The sequence below is a fragment of the Bradyrhizobium sp. CCBAU 25338 genome (genome assembly GCF_028128965.1).
Classification (GTDB): Bacteria; Pseudomonadota; Alphaproteobacteria; order Rhizobiales; family Xanthobacteraceae; genus Bradyrhizobium; species Bradyrhizobium liaoningense.
In genome coordinates, this window is sequence record NZ_LFKY01000039.1 from 393,286 (window position 1) to 415,935 (window position 22,650).

The 22,650-nt window shown below is 65.0% G+C and carries 26 protein-coding genes; 8 read left to right on the forward strand and 18 right to left on the reverse strand.

What is annotated here, in order from left to right; translation table 11 throughout:
- The first annotated feature begins 12 nt into the window (after positions 1-12).
- Positions 13-1,500 carry an HWE histidine kinase domain-containing protein gene (locus tag ACM42_RS23940; protein ID WP_271530226.1) on the forward strand — a complete coding sequence of 496 codons (1,488 nt, stop codon included), beginning with the start codon at positions 13-15 and terminating at the stop codon, positions 1,498-1,500.
- Here the strand turns inward: ACM42_RS23940 and ACM42_RS23945 are convergent.
- A complete protein-coding gene (locus ACM42_RS23945; RefSeq protein ID WP_271530227.1) occupies positions 1,497-1,718 on the reverse strand; it encodes a hypothetical protein in 222 nt (73 codons plus the stop codon). The two genes, ACM42_RS23940 and ACM42_RS23945, sit on opposite strands and share 4 nt — an antisense overlap.
- 140 nt (positions 1,719-1,858) lie before the next feature.
- On the opposite strand from ACM42_RS23945, the gene ACM42_RS23950 reads away from it, so the two are divergent.
- Together ACM42_RS23950 and ACM42_RS23955 are read left to right on the forward strand one after the other, a co-directional pair.
- The gene (locus ACM42_RS23950; protein WP_271530228.1) at positions 1,859-2,116 is read left to right on the forward strand and encodes a hypothetical protein; all 258 of its coding nucleotides are present in this window, start codon (positions 1,859-1,861) and stop codon (positions 2,114-2,116) included.
- 94 nt (positions 2,117-2,210) lie between these two features.
- Positions 2,211-2,453, forward strand: coding sequence for a hypothetical protein (locus ACM42_RS23955; RefSeq protein WP_028176958.1), 243 nt, complete (start codon positions 2,211-2,213; stop codon positions 2,451-2,453).
- Between the two features lie 117 nt (positions 2,454-2,570).
- Here the strand turns inward: ACM42_RS23955 and ACM42_RS23960 are convergent, their stop codons facing one another.
- Entirely contained in the window at positions 2,571-2,792 is a 222-nt protein-coding gene (locus ACM42_RS23960; protein WP_271530229.1) for a hypothetical protein, read from the reverse strand.
- Between the two features lie 115 nt (positions 2,793-2,907).
- Here ACM42_RS23960 and ACM42_RS23965 point away from each other — a divergent pair, with 115 nt between their 5' ends.
- Together ACM42_RS23965 and ACM42_RS23970 are read left to right on the forward strand one after the other, a co-directional pair.
- Positions 2,908-3,102 carry a DUF3072 domain-containing protein gene (locus tag ACM42_RS23965; RefSeq protein ID WP_028176956.1) on the forward strand — a complete coding sequence of 65 codons (195 nt, stop codon included), beginning with the start codon at positions 2,908-2,910 and terminating at the stop codon, positions 3,100-3,102.
- 86 nt (positions 3,103-3,188) lie between these two features.
- Positions 3,189-3,482 carry a DUF6496 domain-containing protein gene (locus ACM42_RS23970; protein WP_028176955.1) on the forward strand — a complete coding sequence of 98 codons (294 nt, stop codon included), beginning with the start codon at positions 3,189-3,191 and terminating at the stop codon, positions 3,480-3,482.
- Between the two features lie 12 nt (positions 3,483-3,494).
- On the opposite strand, the gene ACM42_RS23975 is transcribed toward ACM42_RS23970, so the two are convergent.
- Together ACM42_RS23975 and ACM42_RS23980 are read right to left on the reverse strand one after the other, a co-directional pair.
- Positions 3,495-3,857, reverse strand: coding sequence for a hypothetical protein (locus ACM42_RS23975; RefSeq protein ID WP_271530230.1), 363 nt, complete (start codon positions 3,855-3,857; stop codon positions 3,495-3,497).
- A 266-nt stretch (positions 3,858-4,123) separates the two neighbouring features.
- Complete coding sequence (locus tag ACM42_RS23980; protein WP_271530231.1) at positions 4,124-5,671, reverse strand: Do family serine endopeptidase; 1,548 nt, start codon at positions 5,669-5,671, stop codon at positions 4,124-4,126.
- Between the two features lie 206 nt (positions 5,672-5,877).
- On the opposite strand from ACM42_RS23980, the gene ACM42_RS23985 reads away from it, so the two are divergent.
- Entirely contained in the window at positions 5,878-6,714 is an 837-nt protein-coding gene (locus tag ACM42_RS23985; protein WP_271530232.1) for a universal stress protein, read from the forward strand.
- Positions 6,715-6,734: 20 nt separating this feature from the next.
- Here ACM42_RS23985 and ACM42_RS23990 read toward each other — a convergent pair whose 3' ends face one another.
- The 9 genes from ACM42_RS23990 to ACM42_RS24030 all read right to left on the reverse strand — a co-directional run bounded on the left by ACM42_RS23990 (position 6,735) and on the right by ACM42_RS24030 (position 15,845).
- On the reverse strand, positions 6,735-6,947 hold the full coding sequence (locus ACM42_RS23990; protein ID WP_028176951.1) for a hypothetical protein: 213 nt from the start codon (positions 6,945-6,947) through the stop codon (positions 6,735-6,737).
- Between the two features lie 166 nt (positions 6,948-7,113).
- Positions 7,114-7,851 (reverse strand): ribulose-phosphate 3-epimerase, encoded by a 738-nt coding sequence (rpe, locus tag ACM42_RS23995; RefSeq protein ID WP_271530233.1) that lies wholly within the window; start codon positions 7,849-7,851, stop codon positions 7,114-7,116.
- Positions 7,848-8,780, reverse strand: a complete 933-nt coding sequence (gene cbbX / locus ACM42_RS24000) for a CbbX protein (protein ID WP_271530234.1) — start codon at positions 8,778-8,780, stop codon at positions 7,848-7,850. The genes rpe and cbbX overlap by 4 nt, the downstream gene beginning before the upstream one ends.
- Positions 8,781-8,876: 96 nt before the next feature.
- A complete protein-coding gene (locus ACM42_RS24005) occupies positions 8,877-9,284 on the reverse strand; it encodes a ribulose bisphosphate carboxylase small subunit (protein WP_271530235.1) in 408 nt (135 codons plus the stop codon).
- A gap of 11 nt (positions 9,285-9,295) precedes the next feature.
- Positions 9,296-10,756: a form I ribulose bisphosphate carboxylase large subunit gene (locus tag ACM42_RS24010; protein WP_271530236.1), complete on the reverse strand. Its 1,461-nt coding sequence runs from the start codon at positions 10,754-10,756 to the stop codon at positions 9,296-9,298.
- 30 nt (positions 10,757-10,786) lie between these two features.
- A complete protein-coding gene (fba, locus tag ACM42_RS24015; protein ID WP_271530238.1) occupies positions 10,787-11,872 on the reverse strand; it encodes a class II fructose-bisphosphate aldolase in 1,086 nt (361 codons plus the stop codon).
- Between the two features lie 12 nt (positions 11,873-11,884).
- Entirely contained in the window at positions 11,885-13,903 is a 2,019-nt protein-coding gene (gene tkt, locus ACM42_RS24020) for a transketolase (protein WP_271530239.1), read from the reverse strand.
- A 16-nt stretch (positions 13,904-13,919) separates the two neighbouring features.
- Positions 13,920-14,795, reverse strand: a complete 876-nt coding sequence (locus ACM42_RS24025) for a phosphoribulokinase (RefSeq protein WP_271530240.1) — start codon at positions 14,793-14,795, stop codon at positions 13,920-13,922.
- Positions 14,796-14,807: 12 nt separating this feature from the next.
- Complete coding sequence (locus ACM42_RS24030) at positions 14,808-15,845, reverse strand: class 1 fructose-bisphosphatase (RefSeq protein WP_271530241.1); 1,038 nt, start codon at positions 15,843-15,845, stop codon at positions 14,808-14,810.
- Between the two features lie 121 nt (positions 15,846-15,966).
- Between ACM42_RS24030 and ACM42_RS24035 the strand changes: the two genes are divergently transcribed.
- Positions 15,967-16,944, forward strand: coding sequence for a LysR family transcriptional regulator (locus tag ACM42_RS24035; RefSeq protein WP_271530242.1), 978 nt, complete (start codon positions 15,967-15,969; stop codon positions 16,942-16,944).
- 242 nt (positions 16,945-17,186) lie between these two features.
- Here the strand turns inward: ACM42_RS24035 and ACM42_RS24040 are convergent, their stop codons facing one another.
- The 5 genes from ACM42_RS24040 to ACM42_RS24060 all read right to left on the reverse strand — a co-directional run bounded on the left by ACM42_RS24040 (position 17,187) and on the right by ACM42_RS24060 (position 22,118).
- A complete protein-coding gene (locus tag ACM42_RS24040; protein ID WP_271530243.1) occupies positions 17,187-17,384 on the reverse strand; it encodes a hypothetical protein in 198 nt (65 codons plus the stop codon).
- Positions 17,385-17,513: 129 nt separating this feature from the next.
- Positions 17,514-17,933 carry a DUF4118 domain-containing protein gene (locus tag ACM42_RS24045; protein ID WP_271530244.1) on the reverse strand — a complete coding sequence of 140 codons (420 nt, stop codon included), beginning with the start codon at positions 17,931-17,933 and terminating at the stop codon, positions 17,514-17,516.
- 137 nt (positions 17,934-18,070) lie between these two features.
- Positions 18,071-19,264 carry an MFS transporter gene (locus ACM42_RS24050; RefSeq protein WP_271530245.1) on the reverse strand — a complete coding sequence of 398 codons (1,194 nt, stop codon included), beginning with the start codon at positions 19,262-19,264 and terminating at the stop codon, positions 18,071-18,073.
- 57 nt (positions 19,265-19,321) lie between these two features.
- Positions 19,322-19,939: a TetR/AcrR family transcriptional regulator gene (locus ACM42_RS24055; RefSeq protein ID WP_271530246.1), complete on the reverse strand. Its 618-nt coding sequence runs from the start codon at positions 19,937-19,939 to the stop codon at positions 19,322-19,324.
- A gap of 1,219 nt (positions 19,940-21,158) precedes the next feature.
- Positions 21,159-22,118 (reverse strand): N-carbamoyl-D-amino-acid hydrolase, encoded by a 960-nt coding sequence (locus ACM42_RS24060; protein WP_271530247.1) that lies wholly within the window; start codon positions 22,116-22,118, stop codon positions 21,159-21,161.
- Positions 22,119-22,378: 260 nt separating this feature from the next.
- Here ACM42_RS24060 and ACM42_RS24065 point away from each other — a divergent pair, with 260 nt between their 5' ends.
- The gene (locus tag ACM42_RS24065; RefSeq protein WP_271530248.1) at positions 22,379-22,603 is read left to right on the forward strand and encodes a hypothetical protein; all 225 of its coding nucleotides are present in this window, start codon (positions 22,379-22,381) and stop codon (positions 22,601-22,603) included.
- The last annotated feature ends 47 nt before the right edge of the window (positions 22,604-22,650 follow it).

Genomic DNA, 22,650 nt, shown 5'->3' on the forward strand with positions numbered 1-22,650 from the left:
TTGGGCCCGCATATGGACCAGGAAAAGGTCAACATCCTGCTCGTCGACGATCAGCCGGCCAAGCTGCTCGCCTATGAGGTGATCCTGAAGGATCTCGGCGAGAACCTCGTGATCGCCTCCTCGGGGCGAGAGGCGCTGGAGGTGCTGCTCAAGACCGAGATCGCGGTGATCCTGGTCGACGTCTGCATGCCCGAGCTCGACGGCTTCGAGCTCGCCGCGATGATCCGCGAGCATCCGCGTTTCCAGAAGACCGCCATGATCTTCATCTCGGCCATCCAGGTCAGCGACATCGACCGGTTGCGCGGCTATGAGATGGGCGCTGTCGACTACGTGCCGGTGCCGGTCGTGCCGGAGGTGCTGCGCGCCAAGATCAAGGTGTTTGCCGAGCTCTACCGCAAGACGCGCGAGCTCGAACGGCTGAACCACGAGCTCGAGGACCGCGTCCGCGCACGCACCGCGGAACTGGAGAGCTCCACCGCGAAGCTGCGCGAGAGCGAGCAGCGGCGCAGCATGGCGATCGCTGCCGGAAAGATGGGGTCCTGGGACTGGGACTGGGTCAGCGGCGATTGGATGTGGGACGAGGGGCAGTACCGCATCTTCGGCGTCAGCGCGGAGCGTTTCGAGGTCAATCCGGCCAACGTCCAGGCGCTTTTGCATCCCGATGACGTCGATCAGTTGCGCAAGGCGATCGCCGAATTCAACAAGGGCACGCGCGCCTATGAAACTGAGTTCCGCATTGTGCGGCCCGACGGCGAGGTGCGCTGGTGCGTCGGCACGGCGGCGGCGACGGTCGACCAGAGCGGGCGCGTGGTGCGCGTCAGCGGCGTCACCGTCGATATCACCGAACGCAAACGCGCCGAGGAGCGGCAGAATCTCCTGGCGCGGGAAGTCGATCATCGCGCCAAGAACGCGCTGGCGCTGGCGCAGTCGATCGTGCGCCTCACCCGGGCGGACGAGGTCAAGGACTACGTCAACGCCGTCGAGGGACGCATCAATGCACTGGCGCGCGTGCACACCATCCTGTCGCTGTCGAGCTGGCAGGGCGCCGAGCTCTCCAGGCTGATCGACGAGGAGCTTGCGCCCTATTCGCTCGGCGACCAGATCAGATTGTCGGGTCCCGAGGTTCAGTTGCTGCCGGCGACGGCCCAGACGCTGGCGCTCGCGCTGCACGAGCTCTTCACCAACTCGGCGAAGTATGGCGCGCTTTCGACTCGATCTGGGCAGCTCGCGATCGACTGGCAGGTCGAGGACGAGCTGCTCACGCTGAGCTGGGAGGAATCCGGCGGTCCGCTGGTCATGGCACCGAAATCTCGCGGCTTCGGTACGCGGAGCCTGCTTGCGAGCGTTGAGTCCCAGCTTGGCGGACAGGCGCAGTTCGATTGGCGCGCCGAGGGCCTGTTGTGCCGCCTGGAGGTGCCTCTGACGCGCAAGACGGCCACGGCCGGACCCGGCAAGTTCGACAGCGGCGGCTCCGCAGAATTGCAGCGCGCATCGGGTTAACCGGACGCCGCGCTCGTCATGTGCTGGGCCATCCGCGGTTCGCGCGGGACCCGCCCTTCCAGCCAGGCTTCCGTCCGTGCGAGATCGCGCAGGGCCCTGGCGTAGCGGCGCGCCGCGCTTCGTTCTGCTCCGCGCGGAAGCCTGCGGGCCTTGCGCAGAATGTCCGCAGCCGCGTTGCGATAGGCCAGCGAGCGGTAAAGAAAGACTACCTTACCCATATCCATGTTCCCGTTTTGATGGCGCTCATCCTCGCAAGCCCGGCATGAACGTCGGATGAAGCGGGCGATGACAATTATTTCAACCGAATGGAACCAGACAATCACGCGGGTGTTTGCATGCCAATTCGGGATGCACTCCCATGCGCACGAATAAGTCGTCTGAGCTGATCTCTGCCAGCGGACTTATCAAGCTGCTGACGCAGGCAATGATGGGCGCGGCCCTCGGCCTCACCTTCAGCCTCATGCTGGTTCTGTCCAATCCAGCCGTGGCCAACCTGCTCAATAACGGCGGAAGCCAGGCCATTCTGGTCTTCACTCTCACCTTGGTGACGACGTTCGCGATCGGTGCGACGCTCACTGGCGTCGTCTTCATCATTGACGAGGACAAGCAATCTTGAAGCGCGCGTGACCCGCAGGAGATGCTTTGTCGGGAACTCCTGCGGCGAAGAGCGGTTGGCTGCCTGCGTCAAATTAACTCAGGGAGTTTCCCGCATGAAGACGACCAAGCTCGCTCTCGCCGTAATGTTGGCAACCGGCCTTGCCGCCGCGCCGTTCGCCGTGCAGGCCAAGTCACACAAGGCCAAGCATGGATCCTCGATGTCATCGTCGCAGACCACCGGCGCCAACACCAAGTCCTCCAAGGGTGCTGATCCTTCCGGCCAAGGCGGCTCCGGCCCCGGCTCCGATCAGGGTGGCACCATGACGAACAAGGGCGGCATGACCAACACCAAATAGGCCACTCCCTGGAATCCATCGAGGGCTCCGCCCATTGCGGGGCCCTTTCTCTTGGTACTCGGGCGCAGTTTCAAATCCGATACGCGTCCGGATCCTCTTCCACCGCCCGCTCCCTGATCAGCGGGGCCCGCTCGCGCGCACGGGATTGCCGCCCGTCTTCGCGGGACGAAGGCGCACCCGGTCGCGGACGTCAGGCAGAACGTCGCTGCCACCAGCTGCCTTCCATTCGCCGATCAGGAGGTTGATTCTCCGGCGCAGATCCATCTGCGCCAGGGCCCTTTCCGTACAGTCGCGGTCGCGCTCGACGAGATCGCGCACCGACGCCTCGACGTCGGCCATTTCTAGCCTCAAGACTCTGATTTTACGTCGAATTTCATTAATTCTGTTGTCCATGGTTTATTAGAACAAAATAAGAACATATAGTCAAGTCACGATTTCAGAACGGAGAAAACAGATGCAGGTTCAGGGTAAATACGACGCCAGGGTTTTTCTTGGCGAGCAGATGACGCGGGCGCAGGGTCTCAGGCTGAAGCGGCTGAGCGAAGAGGCCTATCAGCCCGCCCAGTTTGCACGGGACCTGTCCTTCGGTGAGGCCGCACGGCGCATCCAGGCGCTGGAGGCGGAGATCGAGCTAGCGAACTCCTTCTAGGCTGCGTCGCGCGCCTGCACGTTGTGTACGCGCTGCCGGAACCATGGCTGAGCCGTGTGGTTCTCCTTCGCCAAGGGAGAACATGCATGGCACGTAAGGCAAAGAAACGTCGCTACTCACGCAGCTCCGGCAGCGATGTCGAAAGCGAGATGCGGCGCTACAAAAAGGGTACCGCGAAGAGCGGGCGCGGGGGACGCGGCGGCCGCGTGAAGAGCCGCAAGCAGGCAATCGCGATCGGACTGTCGAAGGCGCGCAAGAAGGGCAAGAAGGTCCCGAAGAAGGCATCGAAGCGGAAGAGTGCCAAGAAGACGTCGAGAAAATCGTCTAAGTCAAGCAAGTCGTCTAAGAAGTCGTCGAAGCGCAAATCCAGCAAGCGCTGACGCTGACCCGTCTCAGATCATGCTGCCCGGCATGAAGCAACGGATCGAAATCCCGAACGCCGTCTTCACCGGCCACACCATGGTGCGGCCGGCCCGGTTCGGCTCGGTGATGACGGCTTCGTCCGGCACCTCGATCCACTGCCCGTCCAGACGCACGCGGTAACGCCCGTTATGCGACTCCCAGTCGGGATCGGCGACGGCAAATCCGTCCGCATCCGAGCAGCACGGACCGAGCTGGCTGCGCAGACTGTCGAACCATGGTTTTAGAGGGGAGTTCGCGTAGCGGCCGTCGTCACGTCCGAGCGCGTTTCCGCCCCAGAGCACCAATGACGCTGTGAGCAGTGCACTCCTCCGCGAGAGCTTCAATCGAACCATGTCGGCACCGATCAAATGCGAACCGCCGGCAAGTTCCACAAAGCGGCGGCAAGTTCGAGTTCCACGACTGCAACCCACCTTGCGACTCCTTTGTCGCAGCGGTGCTGGAACTGTGATCAACGAACACGGCTTTTTCGGACGAACTGCTTCACCATTCCTGTGTTAACGAGAATGTTATCGATAACCCAACGGGAACTTCGAGGCGGAACAGGAAAGGCGGCCTGAGGGCCGCCTTTTTTGATCTGCGTCGCTCGATACGCGCGACTCTACGCGAGCGGAACTGCGACGAATCTTGTCGCCTCCGCGCTTCTCACCTGCAACAGCACGCTGCGCTTGCCCGACGATTTGGCCTGCGCCAGCTCCGAACGGACGTCGCCGACATTGGCGACCGCCTTGCCGCCGACATTGAGGATGACATCGCCGGTCTGAATGCCGCGCTGTGCCGCCGGCCCTTGCGGATCGACCTCGGTGACGACGACGCCCTTCTGGCCCGCGCCCTGGACGTCACCTGCCGGCGCCAGACTGAGGCCGAGGCGCGGCGCGCCGGCATTCGGCTGCCCCCTGCCCTCGTCGGCATTGCCGTTTCCTTTGGCTTGCCGCTCGTTCGGCAGCTCGCCGAGCGCGAGGGTCACCGTTTTGCTGTCGCCCTTGCGGAAGACATCGAGCTTCACGGACGTGCCCGGCGCCAAGGTGGCGATGGTGCGCGCGAGGTCGCGAGAGTCCTTGATCGTGGTGCCGTTGACGGCGGTGATGACGTCCCCCGCCTCAATGCCGGCCTTCGCCGCCGGGCTGCCATCCTGCGGATTGTCGACGATCGCCCCGCGCGCCTCCTTGAGGCCGAGGCTGTCGGCAATCTCCGATGTCACGGGCTGCACCTGCACGCCGAGCCAGCCTCGGGTGACCACGCCCTTGTCCTTCAATTGCGCGACGACGAGCTTGGCGGTCGAGGCGGGAATGTCGAAGCCGATGCCGACCGAGCCGCCCGAGGGCGAGAAGATCGCAGTGTTCACGCCGATCACGTTGCCGTTCATGTCGAAGGCCGGGCCGCCGGAATTGCCCTTGTTGATGGGCGCATCGATCTGAATGAAATCGTCATAGGGACCATTGCCGATATCGCGGCCGCTGGCCGAGACGATGCCCGCGGTCACAGTGCCGCCAAGACCGAAGGGATTGCCGACCGCGACCACCCAGTCGCCGATACGCGGCTTCTGGTCGGAGAATTTGACGAACGGAAAGTCCTTCTTGCCATCGACCTTGATCAGCGCGAGATCGGTCTTCGGATCGGTCCCGACGACTTTCGCAGTGTAGGTCGTGCCGTCATCCATCGTCACCTGCACGGACTCGGCGTGGTCGACGACGTGGTTGTTGGTCACGGCATAGCCATCGGGGGAAATGAAGAAGCCGGAGCCTTCACCCGTGATCATCTGATGGCGCTGGCGCGGCATGCCGTTCATGCCGCCCGGGAAGCGGAAGCCGAACTGTCGCGAGAACTGGTCGAACGGCGTATCCTCGTCCGAATCCATCCGGTTCTGCTGCAGCATCGCGGTCTTGTCGTTGTCCTGGTCGATCTTGACCCGCACCGAGATCACCGCGGGTTTAACCTTGCTGACCAGATCGCCGAAGCCCGGCGGCGTTGCGGCGGCTTCCGCAGCCTGAGCCGGCGCAATGAAGGAGTTCGTACCGAACGGCGCGGAGCCTGGCGCCATTGACAGGGCGGCCACGCCCAGCGCGGCCACGGTGCCGAGCAGCGCGAGCCGGCGCGGCCTCAAGATCTTGCGGGACGTGGTGGTGTCGGAATTGACGCGATCGTTCATGTCGAAATATCCATGTTGAGCTGGTGTCGCCTTGCCCTCAACATGGTCGCTGCCACCTTACGGCGTCCCGTCCATTCGATTAAATCTCGGCAAAGAACGGGAGGGCGGACGCAGCAGGCAGATCGTCGCCGCCCATTTGATGCAGCTCAACACGGGCGCTTCGCGCAGTGAAAAACTGCGCTTATGAGGTCCACCGGAGGCGCGCCATGTACAAAGACATTCTCGTCCACATTCCCACCGAACGTCCCATGCGGTCTGCGATCGAGGGCTCGATTTCGCTCGCGTCGTACCTCAACGCCCATCTCGACGCGGTCGCGGTCGGCTATGTCGCAACCAGTGCAGCTTACGTGATGGAGGGCGGCGCGGCGGTCGCGGCCGTGTTCGAACTGGAGCGCGAGCGGGCCGTGGAGCGGGCCGAGGCCGCGCTCGCGGTGTTCAGGAGCGAAGCGGCGAACGCCGGCATCTCCTACACTTGCCATGCGCTCGGCGCGATCCCGGCGGATGCGGCCGTCTCGCTCGGCGAGATGGCGCGACTGCACGACCTCAGCATCGTGGTCCAGCCGGATCCGACGCAGGGCGCGTTTGACAACGACGTGCCGGGCGAGATCCTGTTTCAAGCGGGCGGCCCGGTGCTGTTCCTGCCCTACACCTTCCGTGGCGCCTTCAAGGCGAACCGGATCGGCATCTGCTGGGACGGCAGCCGCCTCGCTGCCCGCGCCGTGCGCGACGCAGCGACGTTCCTGGCGCGCGCCGCAGAGATCGTGATCATCACCATCAACGAGGCCGACGCCGTCTCCGGCGAGGCTTCAGCGAGCAGTCTGGCAAAACATCTCGGCCGGCGCGGACTGCCGACCCGCACGGTCAGCCTGTCGGCGGCGCGCGCCGACATTCAGCCGACCATCCTATCGCTGGCGGCCGACGAAAGCCTCGATCTCCTGGTGATGGGCGGCTACGGCCATTCGCGGTTGCAGGAGCGCGTTCTCGGCGGCGTCACCCGTGCCATGCTGGAGGCCATGACAGTGCCGACGCTGATGTCGCATTGAGTCGAGCCGGCTTGGCGCCATTACGCCGCGACGGGAGCTTCCCATGGCGGGGGCGCGGTAGCGTCCCCGTCGCGTTGCACATTGCACGCGTCGAAATGCGCCTTGAGTTCGACTTCGGCGAGGTGTTCGAAATGTTCTGCCTGGCCAAGGAGTTCCCAGGTCTGGAGCGGCCGGTAGGCCGCCTGCTGACGACAGAGGGACGCCAGCGCCCGGTAGCGACGTACGTTCTCCATGAGACCCTCCCTCGCATCTGCCGAGGTTATCGCCTTAATTTACGTCAGGCCGATGGCGATTGTGCAAAAGATTCGCTGCGCCCAACCTCGCTCGGCTCGTTCCTGGGAAATGCGTACTCGGGTCAAAGTTCCAAATGGCGCCAAGGAACGCTCGGCCTCCTGTAGTCTACCGGTTACGGCCTCCATCACTGACACGCATCCGCTGCGCAGAACTGTTTTGCAGGTGGGGAACTCGGCCGGCCTCGGCGGCGGCACGAATGGCCGCAATATTGGCGGCATATTCAGCCGCGCCCCTGCCGCGAAACACGGCGGAACCCGCGACGAGCGTATCGGCGCCCGCTGCGGCCACGGCAGCGGCATTGTCGCGCGTGACGCCGCCATCGACTTCGAGACGGATCGGCCGCTCGCCGATCATGGTCCTGATCCGCTCGATCTTCTCGATCTGCGACCCGATGAAAGATTGGCCGCCAAAGCCCGGATTGACCGTCATCACCAGCACGAGATCGATGCGGTCGAGCACGTATTCGATCGTCGCCTCCGGCGTCGACGGACAAAGGCTGACGCCAGCCTTCCTCCCGAGCGAGCGGATCGCCTGGAGCGAGCGGTCGAGATGCGGGCCGGCTTCGGCGTGCACCGTGATGAGGTCCGCTCCGGCTTTCGCGAACGCCTCGAGATAGGCATCGGTCGGCGCGATCATCAAATGCACGTCGAAGACCTTGTTCGTCAACGGCCGGATCGCCTTGATGACGTCAGCCCCGAAACTGATGTTCGGCACAAAATGCCCGTCCATGACGTCGCAATGGATCCAGTCGGCCCCGGCCGCATCAATGGCCGCGACCTCCTCGCCGAGACGGGCGAAATCCGCGGCCAGGATCGATGGGGCGATGAGGATGTCTCCGCTCATGGCTTGGCACTCCGCGCGTCGGCGCCACCGCTGAAGACGCGGCTCGCAAGGACGTCCGCGGGATCAATGGTTTCGAGGTCGGCGACATCGAGCATGCGGTCGAGATCGGACACCAGGCGATCGGCCTGCCGCAGACGAATGCGGTCGACGGCGTTGCGAATCGAGCGGGCGTTGGAGAAAAACGGCTGGGCCCGGCGAAATTCAATGTATTTCTCGAAAGCCTCGCGCGCGGCCGCCGAGAAGCGATAGCCGCGCTCCTTCAGCATCAACTCAGCGATCACGAGCAGCTCGGCTTCCGCATAGTCAGGAAATTCGATGTGGTGCGCGATGCGCGAGCGGAAGCCGGGATTGGAGGCGAAGAAGCTCGTCATCCGCTCGCCATAGCCGGCAAGGATCACGACGAGGTCTTCGCGCTGGTTCTCCATCACCTGAAGCAGGATCTCGATCGATTCCTGGCCATAGTCGCGCTCGTTGTCGGGACGATGCAGGTAATAGGCCTCGTCGATGAACAACACGCCGCCCATCGCCTTCTTCAGGATCTCCTTGGTCTTCGGCGCGGTATGGCCGATATACTGGCCGACGAGGTCGTCGCGCGTCACCGAAATCACCTGCCCGCGCCGCACGAAGCCGAGGCCGTGCAGGATCTTGGCCATGCGCAGCGCCACCGTGGTCTTGCCGGTGCCGGGATTGCCCGTGAACGACATGTGCAGCGACGGCGGCGCGGAGGCCAGTCCGGCCCGCTGCCGGATACGTTCGACCAGCAGCAGCGAGGCGATCTGGCGCACGCGGTCCTTCACCGGCTTGAGCCCGATCAGCTCCTGATCGAGCTGTTGCAGCGTATCGGTGATCCCGGCCGCTTCGGCCTCCTTGCGGAGATCGAAACGAGTCTCGTTCTGTTCGGTCGTCGTTGCATGGGGAACATCGAGCATCGGCACCTCGAAGAAAAGAGCTTCGCCGCTGGGAGCGGCGAAGCAGTGGTCCGCCAAGGATGCGGAGCAGGGAGAGCTCCGCGCGGAGGAGAACGGCTATTGAGAGGCGTGGGCCGGGGGCTTTCGCACGGTGGTGTAGCGGATCGCGCGCCCGGCCACTTCCTGCCGCACCAGCTCGAACTCCGCCTCGTGCTTCGGCCGGTTGACGAGGAAAGAGATGCGCACCGATTCCCAGCCGTGGCTGGAATCGAAGCCACTGATGCGGATGTAGCGGTCGCCGTACACCCTGCGGCACTCGGCGAGCTCCATCATCACGCCGGCGGCGTCCTGCAGATCGAACATCGGCAGACCCCACATCTCCCAATAGGTATTGCGAGGATGCGGATCGTCGGTGAACTCGATGTTCACCGCCCAGCCGTTGGCAAGGCAATACTGCACCTGGCTGGTGATCTGCTCGTCCGTCAGATCGGGCAGGAACGAGAAGCAGCCCTGAGTTAGTTTCATCTCAAATCTCCTCAGACGGTTTCCAGCGCCGTCGGCACGAAGTCCGGCGTGTCGGTGGATTGATAGTTGAAGGTGACGTCCTTCCAGACCTCGAGCGCGGCCTTCAGCGGCGTGCAGGTCTGGGCCGCCCTGGCGAGGATCTCCGGCCCTTCGTGGACGTAGTCGCGGCCCTCATTGCGGGCGAGGATCATCGCTTCCAGCGCCACGCGATTGGCGGTCGCGCCGGCCGCAATGCCCATGGGATGGCCGATGGTGCCGCCGCCGAACTGCAGCACGACATCCTCACCCAGCAGATCCAGCAATTGGTGCATCTGGCCGGCGTGGATGCCGCCGGAGGCGACCGGCATCATCTTGTTGAGGCTCGCCCAGGACTGGTCGAAGAACAGGCCGTGCTCGAGCTTGGTCGGGTTGAAGTCCTCGCGGCAGACATCGTAGTAGCCGCGCGTGGTGTTGGGATCGCCTTCGAGCTTGCCGACCACCGTGCCGGCATGGATGTGGTCGACACCGGCGAGCCGCATCCATTTGGCTATGACGCGGAACGACACGCCATGGCTCTTCTGCCGCGTATAGGTCGAGTGACCGGCGCGATGCAGATGCAGGATCATGTCGTTGCGCCGCGCCCATTTGGACATCGACTGGATCGCGGTGTAGCCGATCACGAGGTCGATCATGACGATGCACGACCCGAGTTCCTTCGCGAACTCCGCGCGCTCGTACATGTCCTCCGTCGTTCCCGCGGTGATGTTCAGGTACGTGCCCTTCACCTCGCCGGAGGCGGCCTGCGCCCGGTTCACCGCCTCCATGCAGTAGAGGAAGCGGTCGCGCCAGTGCATGAAGGGCTGCGAGTTGATGTTCTCGTCGTCCTTGGTGAAGTCGAGCCCGCCCTTCAGCGCCTCGTAGACCACGCGGCCATAGTTGCGTCCGGATAGACCGAGCTTCGGCTTCACCGTTGCGCCCAGCAGCGGCCGGCCGAACTTGTCGAGGCGTTCGCGCTCGACCACGATGCCGGTCGCCGGCCCCTGGAACGTCTTCACATAGGCGACGGGGAAGCGCATGTCTTCCAGGCGCAGCGCCTTGAGCGGCTTGAAGCCGAACACATTGCCGATGATCGAGGCCGACAGGTTTGCGATCGAGCCCGGCTCGAACAGGTCGAGGTCATAGGCGATATAAGCGAAATACGAGCCGGGCGAGCCCGGGACCGGATCGACGCGATAGCACTTGGCGCGATATTTCTCCGCAGCGGTGAGGCGATCGGTCCACACAACGGTCCAGGTCGCGGTCGAGGATTCGCCGGCCACCGCAGCCGAAGCCTCGATCGGATCCACGCCCTCCTGTGGAGTCACGCGGAACAGTGCGATGACGTCGGTGTCTTTCGGCGTGTACTCGGGCTCCCAATAGCCCATGCGCGCGTATTCCATCGTGCCCGATCGATAGCGCTCTTTGCCGCGGACGGTTCCTGCATGTGCATTCATGGCTCTCTCCTGCTCTTCTCTCTGAATTGATTAGGCCGCAACCGGCTCACGCGTGCCAATGCGCGGATCGAGCTCACCGGCGCGATAGCGCCGCGCCATCTCGCTCATCGGAATCACCTTGATCTTGCTGGCATGACCCGCGGTGCCGAACTGCTCGAAGCGGTCGCGGCAGAGCTCGCGCATCGCGTCCATCGCGGGCTTGAGGAACTTGCGCGGATCGAACTCGGAGCGCGTTTGCGCGGCCACCTTCCGGAACACCGCGGTCATCGCCAACCGGCAATCCGTGTCGATATTGACCTTGCGCACGCCGCTCTTGATGCCGCGGACGATCTCGTCCACCGGCACGCCCCAGGTCTGCGGCATCTCGCCGCCGAACTGGTTGAACATATCCTGGAGCGACTGCGGCACCGAGGACGAGCCGTGCATGACCAGATGGGTGTTTGGCAGCCGGCGGTGGATCTCCTCGACCACCCGCATCGCCAGGATATCGCCATCCGGCTTGCGGCTGAACTTGTAGGCGCCGTGCGAGGTGCCCATCGCGATCGCGAGCGCATCGACCTGGGTGGCGCGAACGAAATCGACGGCCTGGTCGGGATCGGTCAGGAGCTGATCGTGACTGACCTTGCCCTCGACGCCATGGCCATCTTCCTGCTCGCCGCCGCCATGCTCGAGCGAGCCGAGCACGCCGAGTTCGCCTTCGACGGAAGCGCCGACCCAATGCGCGAGATCGACGACCCTGCGGGTGATCGCGACATTGTAGTCGTAGTCCGCCGCGGTCTTGGCATCGGCCTTGAGAGAGCCGTCCATCATCACCGAGGTGAAGCCATGGGCGATGGCCGAGGCGCAGGTCGCCTCGTCATTGCCGTGGTCCTGATGCATGCAGAGCGGGATGTCCGGATAGGTCCGCTCCAGCGCGTCGATCATGTGCGAGAGCATGAGATCGCCGGCATAGCTGCGCGCGCCGCGCGAGGCCTGGATGATGACGGGCGCGTCGACCTCGGCCGCCGCCTGCATGATCGCGATGCCTTGCTCCATGTTGTTGATGTTGAACGCCGGCACGGCATAGCCGTGGCTGGCGGCATGATCGAGCAGCTGGCGAAGTGTGATACGGGCCACGGGACGTCCTCCTTATTGTCTCTTGCGGGCGATCGCCCGGCGGGCCGCTTCCGCAATGCTTTGCGGCGTGATGCCGAACTCGCGGTACAGCACCGGCGCGGGCGCCGAGGCGCCGAAGCCGCGCATGCCGACGAACTCGCCGTCGGCGCCGATCCAGCGTGGCCAGTCGCCCAGCACCGCCGCCTCGATGCCGACGCGCGGCGCGGTGCCGAGCACGGAGGCGCGGTAGTCTTCCGGCTGCTCCTCGAACAGCGCGAAGCAGGGTGCGGAGACGACGGCCGCCCGGATGTGCTCGGTCGCGAGCAGGCGGGCAGCTTCCAGCGCGATCGAGACTTCCGAGCCGGTCGCCATCAATGTCACGTCGCGGCCGCCGTCCGGGGAGACAACGAGGTAGGCACCGCGCGCCACGCGGTTCTTGCCGCGCGCATCGCTGCGGAAGGTCGGCAAGGCCTGCCGCGACAGGCACAACACGGACGGACGATGCTCCGCCGAAAGCGCGCAGTCCCAGGCCTCCAGCGTCTCCACGGCATCAGCCGGCCGGAACACGAGCAAGTTGGGAATGACGCGCAGCGCCGCGAGATGCTCGACCGGCTGGTGCGTCGGGCCATCCTCTCCGAGTCCGATGGAGTCGTGCGTCATCACATGGATCACGCGCAGCCGCATCAAGGCCGCAAGTCGGATCGCCGGCCGGCTGTAGTCGGAGAACGCGAGGAACGTGCCGCCGTACGGGATGAAGCCGCCATGCAGCGCGAGGCCGTTCATCGCAGCCGCCATGCCGTGCTCGCGAATACCGTAGTGGATGTAATCGCCGGTGAACGCACCGCTCTTGACCGGAGTCTGCGCCTTGGCATGCGTCAGGTTCGAATGTGTCAGGTCCGCCGAGCCGCCGACAAGGCCGGGAATCGTTCCGGCGATACCGTCGAGCACCTGTTGCGAGGCCTGCCGCGTCGCGAGCTTTGGCCGCTCGCCGGCAAAGCGCTCGCGCAGTTTCGCCGCAGCCAGCGCATAGACGGCGGGCAGAGCCACGGCCTTGCCCTCGACAAACAGATCGCGCTGCTCGGGCGTTGCGCTTTCATAGCGATCGAGCCAGGCGAGACGGTCGAGCTGTCCGCGCTGCCCGATCATCCGCCAGGCCTTCTGAATCGGGATCGGCACGACGAAGGGCTGATAGTCCCAACCAAGCGTCCGCCGCGCCGCTGCCGTCTGGTCGGTGCCGAGCGGCGCGCCATGCGCCTTCTCGGTGCCCTGCCGTTCCGGCGCGCCATAGCCGATGATGGTGCGACAGGCGATCAACGAGGGCTTCGTCGCTTCACGCTCTTCCGCGATCGCCCGTGCAATGGCCTCGGGATCGTGGCCGTCGACGCGGCGCACCGACCAGCCGGAGGCGGCAAAGCGCGCGAGCTGGTCGTCGGAGGTGGCAAGGGAGGTCGGGCCGTCGATGGAGATGCCGTTGTCGTCGAACAGCACGATCAGCCGGCCGAGCCCGAGATGGCCGGCAAGCGAGATCGCCTCCTGGCTGATGCCTTCCATCAGGCAGCCATCGCCAGCGACGACATAGGTGAAATGATCGACAAGGCCGTCGCCATGCCGCGCATTGGCGATGCGCTCGGCGAGCGCCATGCCGACGGCGGTCGCGATGCCCTGTCCCAACGGTCCCGTCGTGGTCTCGACACCAGGCGTATGGCCATATTCGGGATGGCCCGGCGTCTTCGAGCCCCACTGCCTGAAGGCCTTGATGTCGTCGAGGCTGACATCGCCGCCGGTCAGATGCAGCAGCGCATAAAGCAGCATCGAACCGTGGCCCGCCGACAGCACGAAGCGATCGCGGTCGGGCCAGTTCGGATGCGCCGAGTCGAATTTCAGAAAGCGCGAGAACAGCACGGTCGCGACATCGGCCATGCCCATGGGCAGCCCGGGATGGCCGGACTGCGAGGTCTCGATGGCGTCCACCGCGAGGAAGCGGACAGCGTTGGCGAGATCGTGGTGCGTGACCGCCGTGAGGTCGGCTTCGGCGTGGACGGAGATGTTCATCGGATTCTCTCCTCGTTCACTTCAGGTTTCGCTTGCGCTCGATCAGCTGCATGATCAGCGGCGTCAGGATCAACTGCATCGCGAGGTCGAGCTTCGCGCCCGGACACACGATCGAGTTCGCGCGGGACATCCAGCTTTGCGGCAGCATCGAGAGCAGATAGGGGAAGTCGATGCCGCGCGGGTTCTTGAAGCGGATCACGACCATCGATTCGTCCGGCGTCGGAATCCAGCGCGCGACGAACGGGTTGGAGGTGTCCACCGTCGGCACGCGCTGGAAGTTGATGTCGGTCTCGGTGAACTGCGGGCAGATGTAGTGGATGTAGTCTGGCATCCGCCGCAGAATGGTGTCGGTGACGGCCTCGGTGGAATAGCCCCGCGCACTGCGGTCGCGGTGCAGCTTCTGGATCCATTCGAGATTGATCACGGGCACGACGCCGATCTTGAGATCCGCATAGCGCGCGACATTCACCTTGTCCGTGACCACGGCGCCGTGCAGGCCCTCGTAGAACAGCAGATCCGAATTCTCCGGCAGCCGCTTCCAGTCGGTGAAGGTGCCGGGTGCTGCGCCGTGCAGCGCCGATTCCTCGGCGTCGTGCACATAGTGCCGCGTCACCGCGGTGCCGGTCTCGCCGTAATCGCGGAACGCTCGCTCCAGCTCCTCGAACAAATTGGTCTCGGGGCTGAAATGGCTGAAATGCTTGTTGCCGCGCTCGGCCTCCTTGGCCATTTGCGCGCGCATCTCGGCGCGGTCGTAGCGATGGAAGGCGTCGCCCTCGATATAGGCGGCGTTGACCTTCTCGCGGAAGAATATCTGCTCGAAGGTCTTCTTGACCGAGGTGGTGCCGGCGCCGGAGGAGCCGGTGATGGAGATGATCGGGTGCTTCCTGGACATGGCGCGCCTCGCTCAGAGCCGGAAGAAGCCGCGCCGCGCGAACAGCGGTGCGGAGACGCTGGCAACCAGCAGCGGATCGCAATGCAGCTCCTCGACGCGCCGGACCTCGTTGCTCGAGCCCATGATCAGCGGGACGCGCTGGTGCAGGCTCTGCGCAGACAGTTCGAGGATGCGCTCGCGCCCGGTCGATGCCGAGCCGCCGGCCTGCTCGATGATCATCGCCATCGGATGCGCCTCGTAGGTGAGGCGCAGGCGGCCGTCGCCATAGCCGGGCCGCGCGTCCGAGGGATAGAGGAACACGCCGCCGCGGGTGAGGATGCGATAGGCTTCCGCGACCAGCGAGCCGATCCAGCGCATGTTGAAATCGTGATTGGCGGGCCCTTCGACACCGGCGAGGCACTCGTCGACGAAGGCACGCACCGGCGGATCCCAGTGCCGGCGGTTCGACGCGTTGATCGCGAACTCGTCGCAGGCCTCGGGAATCTGCACGCCGCTGCGCGCGAGGCGGAAGCAGCCGGATTTGCGGTCGAGCGTGAAGATGTCGACGCCGTCGCCGAGCGTCAGCACCAGCGCGGTCTGCGGACCGTAAGTGACGAAGCCGGCAGCGAGCTGCGCCGAGCCGCGCTGATGGAAGGCGAGCGAGAGATCGTCGAGTGCGGGCAGGATCGAGAAGATCGTGCCGACGGTCATGTTGATGTCGATGTTGGAGGAGCCGTCGAGCGGATCGATCGCGATGCAGATGCGCCCCTGACGGTCGACGATCTGGGCCTCGCGCATCTCCTCCGACGCCAGCGCCGCGATCGGCAGCCGGCCGAGGCAGCGGCGCAGGATCGCATCGGCCTGGACGTCGAGATCGCGCTGGAGATCGCCGTCGCTGTTGCGGCCCGTGGTCAGGCCCGAAGCGTCGGCGAGATCGCCCGAGGCGATGAGATCGGCGATCTCGATCGCCGCTGCCGCGATGGCATCCACCGCGCCCGCCACCGCCAGCGCGTGGGGTGCGGTCTCGGAATACCGTTGAAGGTGGTCGTCCAGCCTGAGTTGCCCGGTCATCTGCGTCCATCCCCTCTGCCGGCGCCGCATCCAGTTTCCTCCCCCGCTGGAGGTCGGTGCGATCAGTCCCGGCATCAGGAGATTGACAGGGGCGACTTAATAAGGAAAATTTCTATTTATAATGAGCCTCAAAGAATTTTCTTATAATGGTCCCGGCCATGCGGCGGCCCAGCTCCGGCATCTAACGATCCGGCAGCTGCGCTCGCTCGCGGCGCTTTCGGCCAAGGGCAGCGTGACGGCGGCATCCAGCCATCTCGGGCTGACCCAGCCGGCCGTGACCCAGCAGCTCCGGCAGCTGCAGGACCTCGCCGGCCTGCCGCTGGTGCAGCGGACCGGCGACGGCATGCTGCTGACGGAAGCGGGCAAGGAGGTGCTGGCGCTGGCCGAGCGGGTCGAGGCCGCCATCACGGATTGCCAGGGCGCGCTCGACCTGCTCGCGGGGCGGACCGGCGGCACGGTGAAGCTCGGCGCGGTCTCGACCGCGAAATATTTCGTGCCGCATGCGATCGCGGCGTTCTCCAAGCGCTACCCCAAGATCGAGATCAAGCTGACCATCGGCAATCGCGAGGAGATCCGCGGAGCCATGCACGGCTACGACCTCGACTTCGCGGTGATGGGTCGGCCACCGGCCGACGTCACCGTCGACGTCCGCCAGCTCGGGCGCAATCCGCACATCATCGTCGCGCGCAAGGGCCACTGGCTGGAGAAGGATTCCGGCCTCAACCTCACTGACCTCGTGCACGAGACCTTCCTCACCCGTGAGCCCGGCTCGGGCACGCGGACGCTGATGGAGGGCTTGTTCCAGAAGTCGGATCTCGAGCCGATCATCGGCATGGAGATGAGCAGCAACGAGACCATCAAGCAGGCGGTCATCGCCGGGCTCGGCATCGCCTTCATCTCGGCCCACACCGTGGCGCATGAGCTCGCCGAGGGCCGGCTCGTCGTGCTCGACGTCGCGGGCCTGCCGATCGTCCGGCAATGGTACGTGATCCGCCGCAGCGACAAGGTGCTGCTGCCGCCCGCGCAGGCGATGTTCGATTTTCTGGGCTCGGAAGGATCGAATTATCTGCCGGACATGCCCGAGCTCGGCGGGCGATAGAAGGCCGGCGCTCAGCTCATCAGCTTCATGGCGACGGTCGCCGCCAGCACCACGATGATCTGGAGCAGACGCTCGGTCGTGAAGATGCGGTTGAAGGTGGTCATCGCTTGCCCGGGCCGACGTGAAGGAGATCTCGATCGGCCCGTTGCTAGCACAGAAGGGGACGGAGACAACTCCGTACTTGCCCCGTGGCTGGTGGCGGCTTCGGCGGGCCGGTTCGCGCCCGCGCCGATGGCCGGCGATCAGGCCGCGAGCGGGGCGGCGTGGTCCGTGCGCGTCGCGAAATAGGCTTCCAGCTCCGACAGCGCCCGCGCTTCCCAATCCCTCGCCTGCTCCAGCAGCGACCAGCTCTGGCCCGGGCGGAATGCGGCGGTCTGGCGATAGAGCGATGCGATGCCGCGGTAGCGGCGCACGTTCTCCAGGATGGCGTGACCATTCATGTCCGAAAACTCCCTCGTCATTCCCGCGGGAGAAACTGCGGCCAAATCTTTTTCGAAAAGTTAGCGGCGCGCGGCAAGTTCGCGGATGGTTGCCGGACTGTTGCACGTCCGCAACGCGCGCGGTGGGGTTTATTGCGAATTCGTTGCCGCGCTCTTGCCGGAAGGCTTCAGCCCGCCGCTTCTGATGATCGTCACCGTCTTGCGGCAGAGATCGGCAAGGCCGATCAGGAGTATGGCCAGCAAGCAGAACAGGTTGATGGAATCGGCGCTTGCACTGGTCAGCGCATTGAACGCGAAGAAAGGCGGAATGAACGCCCACCACACCAGCGGAATGGTGAGCAGCGCGGCGAATGCCGCCGCCGGCGCGCCCGCCACGAACGCAAGCACGAACAGGCCGGGCAGGAACGCCGCGAAATAGAGCTTTGCGCCGAGCGCGACGCAGATGCCCTGAAGCACGGCCGACATTGCGATGACGGCCAGCCCGAGCAGAAACGCCTGCCACGACCATGGACGTACCCACGTTACGCCAAACAGCCCCGCACGCCTCATCAGCGTCCCCCCGCCGCCCGTTAACCAGGTGCGTTTGCAACCAATTTACTACAGCGGCGTCGGGGCCGCGAGACGGAAATTGCGTCCTCGCGGGGCTGGCGAACAGGCCGCATCGCACAGTTCGGCCATACCGGCAACTACTCGGTGGCCGCATAGAGCAGGCCGGCGACGGGCAGGGCAAGGCCAATGGCCGATGCGAGCGCCCAGCCGCCTTGCGCGAAGGCGAAGGCTCCGACCGCGGAGCCGGCCGCGCCGGCTGCGAAGAACGTCGCCATGTAGAGGCCGTTGAGGCGGCTGCGGTGCTCGTGCCCGAGCGCGAAGATGGCGCGGAAGCCGAGCACGACGTTGCCCTGGACGCCGATATCGATGGCGATCGCGGCCACCACCAGACAGGCGAGGTTCAGCATCGAGCCGGGCGCGCCGACATAGGTCACGAGGAAGCCGCCGGCCGCGAGCAGCATCGCGACCAGCGTCGCGATGCGGCTATGGCCGTGATCGGCGAGGCGTCCGGCGATCGGTGCGGCGAACACGCCGGCGACGCCGGCCAGCGCAAACAGCGCGATGCCGCGCTGGGAGAAGCCGAACTCGCCGGCGAGCTGGAGTGGCGCCACCGTCCAGAACAGGGTGAAGGCGCCGAACAGGCTCGCCTGATAGAGCGCGCGGCGCCGCAGCAGCGGCGTGGCCCGCACCAGATGCGGCATCGACAGCAACAATTCGCCGTAGTGCATCCGCATCACCGGCTTGCGCTTCGGCAGCGTCATCCAGAGCACGGCTGCGAGCACGATCATCAGCGCGGCGGAGCAGAAGAACACCGCGTGCCAGGACAGGGCCGCGGTGACGAAGCTCGACACCGGACGCGCCAGCATGATGCCGAGCATCAGGCCGGTCGAGACGTTGCCGACGACGCGGCCGCGGATGGCTGCCGGCGCCAGGTGCGCCGCATAGGGAATGATGATCTGCACGGCCACCGAGCCGAGGCCGATGAACAGCGCGGCGATCAGGAACGGCAGCGCATGGGTGGCGAACGCGGCGGCGAGCAGCGCCGCGGCGCCGAGCGTGATCACCGAGCAGATCAGGGCGCGGTTCTCGACGAGATCGCCGAGCGGCACGATCAGCAGCAGCCCGGTGCCGTAGCCGATCTGCGTCATGGTGACGATCAGTCCCGCCGCGGCATGCGACAGGCCGAGCGCGGCGCTGATCGGAGCGATCAGCGGCTGCGCATAGTAGATGTTGGCGGCGACCATGCCACAGGCCGCGGCGAGCACGAAGGTAAGGCGCTGCGACACCGCATCCGGTTCGGGTGCGGTCTCGATCGTGGCATTCATCGTCATTCGCATAGTCTCCAGATAATCTTTAGGGAATGACCATTCCCTATTCTGACACAAAATTCAGGCGAGCAGCTTCATCGCGACCCCGACGATGCGCTCCCCGTCGAGCGGCAGGCGCGCCTTGCCGACGACGCGCATCCCCTGCGTGATGCAGAGCATCAGTCGCGCGGTGTCGTCAGCTGCGACATGACGGGGGATCGAGCCGTCGGCCTGCCCGTCGCGGATGAGGCCGGCGATGAAGTTTTCGTTGGTCGCAAGCTGCGCGCTGACACAGGCCGCGACCATCGCGTCATGCGCGGACAACTCGACAGCGCTGCCGACCACGAGGCAGCCCCGCCGTCCTTCGATTCCCTGGGAGTGCTCGACATAGGACAGCAGCACGTTGCGGATCTGCTCGCGGCCGTTTGCGCCCCGCGCCGCCGCGCTGCGGGTCTGCTCCTGGCGCAGCGCCGTGTAGCGCTCGAAGGCGGCGAGAAACACCGCATGCTTGTCGCGAAACGCCTTGTACACGCTGCCGGTGGCGAGCCGCATCGCCGCGGTGAGGTCGCCGATCGAGGTGGCATGGTAGCCCCGCTCGCGAAACACGCGCACGGCGCGGTCGAGCGCGGTGTCCATGTCGAATTCCCGGGGACGGCCGGGACGACGGGCAGACTGAGATCGGCGGGCAGTCTTTTGCATTGCGGCATAATAGGGAATGATTGTTCCCGAATAAAGACACGTGGTTGTGAGCGGGTCGGGGAGGAGGATTGGACGGTTCTGAAGACGCGGCTCTCACTCGTGTCCCGGACAAGCTGCAACGCGTGAGCGTTGCGGCGCAGAGCCGGGACCCAGGGCGACACGGTACGACAACAACGATATGGGCCCCGGCTCTGCAGCGCACCGTCGAAGGGACGCTGCGCTGCGTCCGGGGCACGAGAATGGAGTTTGGCGCACGCTCTCTCCTCCTGGTCGTTGCGAGGAGCTCTTGCGACGAAGCAATCCAAACTGTCGCTGTGGAAAGATTCTGGTTTGCTTCCGCCTTCGCCGAAGGCTTCGGCGGACAAGTCGCTGCGCTCGCAATGATGGAGGATGAGGCGGCGATGCCGCTCTTCCAACACGCATTTTGAATCGCAGACACGCCCTCGCATCCTCGCGGCTGAATTCGCCCGAGGCCTTGCTTCGTCGCTCACCCTCTTGAGCCGAGAGGGCGCAGGGAAGACCGGGTGCCGGCCGGCACCCGCGGTCCGCTGCGCGAAATGCACACGCAGGAAGAACCGCACAGCAGCATACAGGTGTAGCCAATCACCCGGCCTTCCCTGCGCGATGGTCGGACGACTTATGCCGTGCTCTCCCGGGAGCCGAGTTCGTTCTGGCCTCCCTCGCCCTCACGAAATTCACCGGCAATCGCGCCGGTTGACGCGACTGCCGCCTCCGCAAGAGCTTGACCGTAGCAACGACGGCCAGGACCACACGGTTTTGCCGTACGCGCGGCCCGCCATTTCGCCGCAGTTTTCCCAGCCCTGTCGACGGAGCCGGAAACTTACAGGCGAGACGAACCTGACAGCGCCGCTCGTCCGCACGCGGTTTCGGGCTCACGGAGAGCAATCCGCCCTGCCCTGACTCTCGTGCACGACGCTGCCGCGTCCACCGCAAGCCCGGCTCGCGACAATGACGACCACATGGTCGCCCCTCAAGGATGAGCCGGGATGGGCGACACATACGACAATTCCGAATTTCGGTAAAGTGGAATATTTTCACGCTGACGGCTTGACACGTGAGCGAAACACCGAGCTTCCCGGCGTCATTCCGGGGCGCCGCAAAACGGCGAGCCCGGAATCCATTTAACCGCTTGTACAGCGGCCCGATGGATTCCGGGCTCGATGCTGCGCATCGCCCCGGAATGACAGGAGGGAGAGCTTCACCCCTTGCGCGGCACCGGCGTCCCATCCGCCATGGTCGTCACGCCCTTCCGCTCCACGATCATTCCATACGCATGTGGCTGGCGGTGGACGTCGAAATTGAAGGTAGTGCGCTTGTAGGAGTTGCAGAGATCGAGATCGCAGCGCGCCAGCGCGATCTCGTCGCCCTTGGTGGTGCAGGCCGCCATGATCTCGCCGGAGGGCGCAATGATGCAGCTGCCGCCGATGTGGTCGACGCCCTCCTCGATGCCGGCCTTGGCGACGCCGACCACGAAGGTGCCGTTCTGATAGGCGCCGGCCTGCATCACCAGATGATTGTGGAACAGCGAGAGATCGTCATGCTCAGGCGCGGGCGGATTGTGCACCGGCGTGTTGTAGCCGATCAGCACCATCTCGACGCCCTGCAGGCCCATGACCCGATAGGTCTCGCTCCAGCGGCGATCGTTGCAGATCGCCATGCCCATCACGCCGCCGAAGGCATCGGCCACGCCGAAGCCGCTGCCCGGCTCGAAGTAGCGCTTCTCCAGATGCTGAAACTCGCGCCATGGCTCGTGCTCGGCATGGCCGGGCAGATGGACCTTGCGATACTTCAGGACGATCGCGCCGCTCTTGTCGACCAGAATGGAAGTGTTGTAGCGCCTGACAATTCCGGCCTCGACCGTCAGCTCGGCATAGCCGAGGCAAAAGCCGATCCCGAGCTCGCGCGCGAGATCGAACAGCGCCTGCGTTTCGGGGCCCGGCATCTCGCGCTCGAAGAAACTGTCGATCTCGGCCTGATCCTCGAAATACCAGCGTGGAAAGAACGTGGTCAGCGCCAGCTCGGGATAGACGATCAGGTCGCAGCCGCAGGCCCGGGCCTGCCGCATCAAGGCCGTCAGCCGCGCCATCACCGCGGTCCTGGTCTCGCTCCTCGCGATCGGGCCGAGCTGGCCGGCTGCAATCGTCACAAATCTCGCCACGCGTCATTCCTTTTCTCTGATTGCGTCGGGCTTGAGCCTGCGCCGCACGCACAGGCCGCCTCGGCCCATCGTCCTGATGGCACAATCAAATTGCGTGCCTGCGGTATCTTCGTGCGGATGCCAGACGCGCGCGCGCCGAAACCAGAGAAATTCGTTGCCGATCTGCAACGGTTCCCCACGATCTGAAGCCGGACAAAACAAACTCCCATTCCGGCCACGAACCGCTCTCACAAGGCCGTGAGACTATCAGGGGAACGACGATGCGTGCACAACGCGTTTGGAAAGTGAATGGGGCCGCCAGCGTCGGGCAGCTTCAATCGAGACTGGACGATCTGAACAAGCGTCTCGGCCAGCTCGAAAACCAGCATCCGGACAGCTGGAAGCTCGAAGAGCTGAGATCGAGCGCGCTCAGCCTGTCGCGCGAGATCGACGACATCCGCTGCGCCGAGGCGACGGCGGCCTTGAGCGAGCTGCTGCGGAGATAGCCGGCGCCCACCGATTCGCATCGCGCGTAAGGAACCAAGTTCCGCCG

Bases quoted from the DNA above. Each gene is read 5' to 3' on its own strand.
- cbbX (WP_271530234.1), bottom strand. From the start codon at position 8,780: ATGCTCGATGTTCCCCATGCAACGACGACCGAACAGAACGAGACTCGT.
- ACM42_RS23950 (WP_271530228.1), top strand. From the start codon at position 1,859: ATGCGCACGAATAAGTCGTCTGAGCTGATCTCTGCCAGCGGACTTATC.
- ACM42_RS24055 (WP_271530246.1), bottom strand. From the start codon at position 19,939: ATGCAAAAGACTGCCCGCCGATCTCAGTCTGCCCGTCGTCCCGGCCGT.
- ACM42_RS23940 (WP_271530226.1), top strand. From the start codon at position 13: ATGGACCAGGAAAAGGTCAACATCCTGCTCGTCGACGATCAGCCGGCC.
- ACM42_RS24035 (WP_271530242.1), top strand. From the start codon at position 15,967: ATGAGCCTCAAAGAATTTTCTTATAATGGTCCCGGCCATGCGGCGGCC.
- ACM42_RS23975 (WP_271530230.1), bottom strand. From the start codon at position 3,857: ATGGTTCGATTGAAGCTCTCGCGGAGGAGTGCACTGCTCACAGCGTCA.
- ACM42_RS24040 (WP_271530243.1), bottom strand. From the start codon at position 17,384: ATGAATGGTCACGCCATCCTGGAGAACGTGCGCCGCTACCGCGGCATC.
- ACM42_RS23945 (WP_271530227.1), bottom strand. From the start codon at position 1,718: ATGGGTAAGGTAGTCTTTCTTTACCGCTCGCTGGCCTATCGCAACGCG.
- ACM42_RS24045 (WP_271530244.1), bottom strand. From the start codon at position 17,933: ATGAGGCGTGCGGGGCTGTTTGGCGTAACGTGGGTACGTCCATGGTCG.
- ACM42_RS24050 (WP_271530245.1), bottom strand. From the start codon at position 19,264: ATGACGATGAATGCCACGATCGAGACCGCACCCGAACCGGATGCGGTG.
- ACM42_RS24005 (WP_271530235.1), bottom strand. From the start codon at position 9,284: ATGAAACTAACTCAGGGCTGCTTCTCGTTCCTGCCCGATCTGACGGAC.
- ACM42_RS24065 (WP_271530248.1), top strand. From the start codon at position 22,379: ATGCGTGCACAACGCGTTTGGAAAGTGAATGGGGCCGCCAGCGTCGGG.
- ACM42_RS23965 (WP_028176956.1), top strand. From the start codon at position 2,908: ATGCAGGTTCAGGGTAAATACGACGCCAGGGTTTTTCTTGGCGAGCAG.
- rpe (WP_271530233.1), bottom strand. From the start codon at position 7,851: ATGAGCGGAGACATCCTCATCGCCCCATCGATCCTGGCCGCGGATTTC.
- ACM42_RS24010 (WP_271530236.1), bottom strand. From the start codon at position 10,756: ATGAATGCACATGCAGGAACCGTCCGCGGCAAAGAGCGCTATCGATCG.
- ACM42_RS23960 (WP_271530229.1), bottom strand. From the start codon at position 2,792: ATGGCCGACGTCGAGGCGTCGGTGCGCGATCTCGTCGAGCGCGACCGC.
- ACM42_RS24025 (WP_271530240.1), bottom strand. From the start codon at position 14,795: ATGTCCAGGAAGCACCCGATCATCTCCATCACCGGCTCCTCCGGCGCC.
- ACM42_RS24030 (WP_271530241.1), bottom strand. From the start codon at position 15,845: ATGACCGGGCAACTCAGGCTGGACGACCACCTTCAACGGTATTCCGAG.
- ACM42_RS23985 (WP_271530232.1), top strand. From the start codon at position 5,878: ATGTACAAAGACATTCTCGTCCACATTCCCACCGAACGTCCCATGCGG.
- ACM42_RS23990 (WP_028176951.1), bottom strand. From the start codon at position 6,947: ATGGAGAACGTACGTCGCTACCGGGCGCTGGCGTCCCTCTGTCGTCAG.
- ACM42_RS23980 (WP_271530231.1), bottom strand. From the start codon at position 5,671: ATGAACGATCGCGTCAATTCCGACACCACCACGTCCCGCAAGATCTTG.
- ACM42_RS23955 (WP_028176958.1), top strand. From the start codon at position 2,211: ATGAAGACGACCAAGCTCGCTCTCGCCGTAATGTTGGCAACCGGCCTT.
- ACM42_RS23970 (WP_028176955.1), top strand. From the start codon at position 3,189: ATGGCACGTAAGGCAAAGAAACGTCGCTACTCACGCAGCTCCGGCAGC.
- tkt (WP_271530239.1), bottom strand. From the start codon at position 13,903: ATGAACATCTCCGTCCACGCCGAAGCCGACCTCACGGCGGTCACGCAC.